Origin of the sequence: Agromyces humi, from assembly GCF_009720255.1 — a bacterium.
In the GTDB taxonomy this organism is placed as follows: Bacteria; Actinomycetota; Actinomycetes; order Actinomycetales; family Microbacteriaceae; genus Agromyces; species Agromyces humi.
The window spans coordinates 1-5457 of the sequence record NZ_WJSP02000253.1 but is presented as its reverse complement, the minus strand read 5'-3'; the positions used below and the strand labels follow the sequence as shown (position 1 = coordinate 5457).

The window sequence follows — 5457 nt, the reverse complement described above, 5'->3', positions numbered from 1 at the left end:
GCCGCGCCGGCCTGCACGCCGATCACCGAGACGTGGTGCGCGACCACGTCGTGCAGCTCGCGGGCGATGCGGAGGCGCTCGATGGCGACCGCCTGCGATCGGGTGCGTTCGCGCTCGGCGGCGAGCTCGGCGGTGCGCTGCTCGAGCTCGGCCCGCGACCGGGCCGAGCGGTACGCGGAGTCGCCGAAGTACCAGGCGCCGCCGAAGTAGAGCAGGTTGGTGAGCACGTTGATGAGCCCGTAGGCGAGGTACGGCGAGATCACGCCCTCGCGCGACATCTCGGGCAACTGGTCGGGCGTGAGCGAGCCGACGATCAGGCCCCAGAACAGCCACACGAACATGCCCACGACGATGACGCCGCGCACCACGTTGGCGCGCAGCCGGCTGCGGCCCCACGCACCGACCGTGTAGATGGCGATGAACAGCGCGATGTTCGAGAAGAGCACCTCGCCGACCTCGGTGAGGGCGCCGATGACGAAGGCGGCGGATGCCACGAGCGCGACGATCTCGGGCCAGCGCCGCCGCGCGGCGAGCGGCAGGTTCATCGCGGCGACCCACAGCACCGAACCCCACCACGGGGCGTCCTCGCCCCATCCGGTGATGCGGTACAGCACGACGCTCGCGGCGGTGCCGGCCGCCATGACGAGCGCGAGGATGAGGTCGTATCGGTACGCCGCCCGGAGCGGTCGCGGTCGTACCCACTCGACGCCGTCGAGCACGGGCGGCGCTGCTGACACGGACATCCCTCCACGCTAGCGACCGGCGGTGGGGGCACGGATCCGTCGCGCGACGGAGTTCACCGGCCGACGAGCTGATCGATACTGACCGGTTGAAGGCCACGAGCGATCGATACCGAACAGGTCGTTGACCGTTTCGATCACGGGTTCCTAGCCTGACGTCGAGACCCTCGGACGAGGGCCATCGCGAACGTCGAAGGAGACCTCGTGCCCCGTCACACCCATCGCCGTCGAGCCGCCACCACCGCGCTCGTCGTCACCGGAAGCCTGCTGGGAGGCGGGCTCGCAGCCGTCTCCGGAGCACTGCCCGCCAGCGCCGACGTTCCCGTCGGCGACGTGTTCATCTCGGACCTGCCGTGGCTCAACGAGTCGAACGGGTGGGGCCCGGTCGAGCGCGACACGTCCAACGGCGAGTCGGCGTCGGGCGACGGCAAGCCGATCACCATCGGCGGCGTCGTGTACGACAAGGGGGTCGGCATGCACGCCACCGGGGCGCTGTCGGTGGAGCTCGGTGCGAACTGCACGGCCTTCAGCGCGATGGTGGGGCTCGACGACGAGGTGACGTCGGGCATCGGCACCGTGCAGTTCCAGCTGTTCGGCGACGGCACGCTCCTCGCCGAGACCGGGGTCGTCACGGGCAACGACATGGCGGTCGAGCTGACGGCGGATGTCTCGGGTGTCGACGTCCTGCGCCTGGTGGCGAACGAGTCGACCAACGGCAAGAACTTCGACCACGCCGACTGGGCGGACGCCAAGGTCACCTGCGACGACGACGTGCCCGAGGAGCCGGTGGTCGTCGAGCAGTGGGCGATCGACGGGCCCGAGGGGTCTCCGCTCGATGGCGTCCTGAAGCTCGACTCCGCGGGACGGGTCGCGCTCGACGTCGTCGACGGGGAGACGACGGTGGTGCAGGCCACGAGGCTCGGCCTCACCGGGAGCGACGGCGACTTCCGCGACGGGCTGGTCTTCGTGGCACGTGACGACCAGGTCGTCGCGGACGACTACGAGATGACCACCGGCAAGGAGGAGGAGCGGTCGTACACGTTCCAGGAGTCGGTGTTCGAGTTCGAGAACGCCGACGGTGCGCGGTTCTCGATCGCCGTGCGGCTCTCCGATGACGGCGCCGCCTACCGGTACCTGATCGCCGGCGACGGCGAGCACCGCGTCGACGACGAGTCGGGCGCATGGGAGATGCCCGCGGACGGCGCGGCGTGGATGCAGCGTTCCTACGCGGTCAACTACGAAGCCGAGTGGATGCAGACGACCGCGGCCGCGTCGAACGGAACGGGCAGTGTCGGATACCCCGCGCTGTTCCAGCAGGGCGGGCACTACGTGCTGCTCACCGAGTCCGACGTGCACGGCGACTACTCGGGTTCCCACCTCGCGCACACGCCCGGCACGCTGCGCTACGGCATCGACCTCTTCCAGGGCGCCCCGGTGACCTCCCACGGTGACCTCTCGACCCCGTGGCGCGTCGCGATCGCCGGCCGCCTCGACACGGTGGTCGAGTCGACGATCGTCGACGACCTCGCGACGCCGAACGCACTCGAGGGCGAGGACACCTCGTGGATCAAGCCCGGCGTCTCGAGCTGGAGCTGGCTGACCGACTGGAACAGCCCCAAGGACGAGGCCCGTCAGCGGGACTTCGTCGACCTCTCGGCCCGCAACGGCTGGGAGTACGTGCTGCTCGACGAGGGCTGGGACGCGAGCTGGGTGCCGCGCACCGTGCGCTACGCCGAGACGAAGGGCATCGACGTCATCATCTGGTTCCACAGCCGGGACCTGCGCACGCAGGAGCAGCGCGACGAGTGGCTGCCGCGCATCGCGTCGTGGGGCGTCAAGGGGATCAAGGTCGACTTCATGGACACCGACAGCCAGGCGATCCACCAGTGGTACGACCAGATCGCGGCCGACACCGCGGCCAATCACCTCATGATCAACTTCCACGGTGCATCCCTGCCGACGGGGCTGCAGCGCACGTGGCCGCACATCATGAGCTACGAGGCCGTACGCGGCGCCGAGAACGGCATCAGCCCCGCCCGGAGCCTCATGGTGCCGTTCACGCGCAACGTGGTGGGCTCCATGGACTGGACGCCGGTCACCTTCTCCCGTGGCAACGGCAACTCATCGAAGGCCCACGAGGTCGCGATGAGCATCGTCTACGAGTCGGGCTGGCAGCACCTCTCCGATAAGCCCGAGGCCTACGCGGCCGAGCCGAATGCCGAGCGGTTCCTGCAGAACCTCCCCACGACCTGGGACGAGACCCAGCTGGTGAGTGGAACTCCGGCCTCCGACGTCGTGCTCGCCCGGCGAGCCGGCGACCGCTGGTACGTCGGCGGCATGCGCGCAGGATCGGGCGAACCGCTGCAGCTGCCGCTCGAGCAGTTCGGCGGCAAGCACCTCATCGTCGACCTCCTGACCGACGACGGTGCGAACGGATCCGCGACGGTGCTCACGACGACGCGCACGACGAAGGACCAGACGCTGTCGATCCCGACGGCGGACAACGGCGGGTTCGCCGCCGTGGTCTGCCTGGCGAAGCCGCACCGCGACAGCTGCCTCGACCCGGCGGAGCCGTGGGCCGCGGTCGACCTGGCGGTCGAACCGTCGTCTGCCGAGGTCGCACCGGGATCCACGGTGGAACTGACGGCGTCGTTCTCCGTCGAGGCGGATGCCACGAAGGTCGCGGTGGCCCCGGTCGTGCCCGAGGGGTGGACGGTCGAGGGCGGAGCCATCACGGCGAAGAAGCTGGCCGCGGGGCGGGACCTCGAGGGCTCCTGGACCCTCACCGTCCCCGCCGACGGCGTCAGCGGAACCGTCGAGATCCCCATCCAGGCGTCCTACCGCGTCGACCGCAACGAGGAGCGCACTGCGGCCACGCAGTCCACGCTGTGGGTCACGCCCGAGCCGCTCGACGGGGTGAACTTCGTGTCCGACCTCGAATGGCTCGAGCAGTCCAACGGCTACGGTCCGGTCGAGCGCGACCAGTCGAACGGCCAGGCGGCTGCGGGCGACGGCCGGCCGATCGAGATCGACGACGTCGTCTTCGCCAAGGGCGTCGGCATGCACGCGACGGGCTCCGTCACGGCCTGGCTCGGCGCCACCTGCTCGACGTTCGACGCGATCGTCGGCATCGACGACGAGGTGCTCGAGACGCCCGGTGAGAGCGGCATCGGCTCGGTCCGGTTCCGCGTCTACGGCGACGACGTGCTGCTCGCCGAGACGACGGTGCTGACGAACGACGACCCGGCCTTCCCGCTGCAGGTCGACGTCAGCGGCGTGAAGCGGCTTCGGCTCGTCGCCGACGAGGCGACGAACGGCAAGAACTACGACCACGCCGACTGGGCCGACGCCAAGGTCACCTGCAACGCCGGGTGACCAGGGTGGGCGCCGGATGCCGCGGCGCCGGTGCCCACCGGGCGGATCCTGCCTAGGCTGGTCGACGGTGCGTGCCGCACGGCGGCCGCATCGTGAGGGGAGGCCGGATGTTCACCGAGGAACGGCGCCAGGTCATCGTCTCCGCGCTGTCGGTGCACGGGTCCTCGTCGGTCGCCGATCTCTCCCGGATGGTTCGTTCGTCGGAGATCACGATCCGGCGGGACCTGAAGGCGCTCGAGGAGGCGGGCCTCGTGGTGCGACACCGAGGCGGGGCATCCGTCGGCCGCTCGAGCATGGACGAGCCGAGCTATCGCGAGAAGGCGGTCGTCGCCGCCGACGAGAAGCTCGCGATGGCGGAGCTCGCAGCGGAGCTCATCGACGACGGTGACGTCATCATGCTGTGCGCGGGCACGACCACCCAGGCACTCGCACAGCGACTCACTCGGCGGCGTCTCATGGTGGCGACCACCTCGGTGCTCGTCGCGAATGCGCTGTTCGATGCCCCGGATGTGGAGGTGCTGCTCATCGGCGGCATCCTTCGCGGGAGCATCCGCGGTGTCATCGGCGGTGAGGCCGAGAAGGCCGTGTCGCGGCTGCGCTTCCACAAGCTCTTCCTCTCGGGGAACGGCCTGACCGCGGCGAACGGCCTCAGCACCCCGAACATGCACGTCGCGAGCGTCGACCGGGCGGCCGTCGAGTCGGCCAAGCGGGTGATGGTGCTCGCCGACCACACGAAGATCGGCGTCGACTCGATGGTGCAGACGGTGCCGACCGACCGGATCGACACGCTCGTGACGGATGCCCGAGCCGACACCCGGGAGCTCGAGCGACTCTCCGAGGTGGGCGTCCAGCTCCGCGTGGCGGCGCCGACGGACGCGATCGCGGATGACGGCGGGAAGGCCGTCGACATCCGCCGCTGAGCCACCGGAACCCTCACCCCGCGTCGAGTGACCGGATGCGCCCGGCGAGGAACTCGCGCTCCACCTCGTTGTCGGTGAGGATCAGCGCCTCGTCGTAGGCGATCCGCGCCTCCGCGCTGCGACCGAGGCGCACGAGGCAGTCCGCGCGGGCCGCGGCGAGGTAGGGATACCTGGCGAGGCGCGGGTCGGCGGCGAGCTCGTCGAGCTCGGCGAGGCCGGCCGCCGGCCCGTCGGCGAAGCCGAGAGCGATCGCCCGGTTCAGCTCGACCACGGGCGTCGGCCACGTGACGCGGAGCACGTCGTAGAGGGCGAGGATCGCGTTCCAGTCGGTGTCGGCCCACGTGGGGCTCTCGTCGTGCACGGCGGCGATCGCGGCCATCACCGCGTACCGGCCCGGCGGCCGGCCCGGCGCTGAGGCGCCC

General features: G+C 70.5%; 3 protein-coding genes and 1 pseudogene. 2 read left to right on the top strand and 2 right to left on the bottom strand.

The genetic code is table 11. The features are described 5' to 3' along the window. A partial coding sequence (locus tag GH736_RS16295) for a DUF7134 domain-containing protein (RefSeq protein WP_162529574.1) occupies nucleotides 1-743 on the bottom strand: 743 nt, incomplete at its 3' end. A gap of 201 nt (nucleotides 744-944) precedes the next feature. On the opposite strand from GH736_RS16295, the gene GH736_RS16290 reads away from it, so the two are divergent. Beyond that, nucleotides 945-4115 carry an NPCBM/NEW2 domain-containing protein gene (locus GH736_RS16290; protein ID WP_235934338.1) on the top strand — a complete coding sequence of 1057 codons (3171 nt, stop codon included), beginning with the start codon at nucleotides 945-947 and terminating at the stop codon, nucleotides 4113-4115. Between the two features lie 107 nt (nucleotides 4116-4222). Next, nucleotides 4223-5035: a DeoR/GlpR family DNA-binding transcription regulator gene (locus GH736_RS16285; protein WP_159605207.1), complete on the top strand. Its 813-nt coding sequence runs from the start codon at nucleotides 4223-4225 to the stop codon at nucleotides 5033-5035. A 13-nt stretch (nucleotides 5036-5048) separates the two neighbouring features. Here GH736_RS16285 and GH736_RS16280 read toward each other — a convergent pair. Further along, nucleotides 5049-5457 (bottom strand): annotated as a pseudogene (locus GH736_RS16280) (RNA polymerase sigma factor); the annotation flags it as partial.

Bases quoted from the DNA above. Each gene is read 5' to 3' on its own strand.
- GH736_RS16285 (WP_159605207.1), top strand. From the start codon at position 4,223: ATGTTCACCGAGGAACGGCGCCAGGTCATCGTCTCCGCGCTGTCGGTG.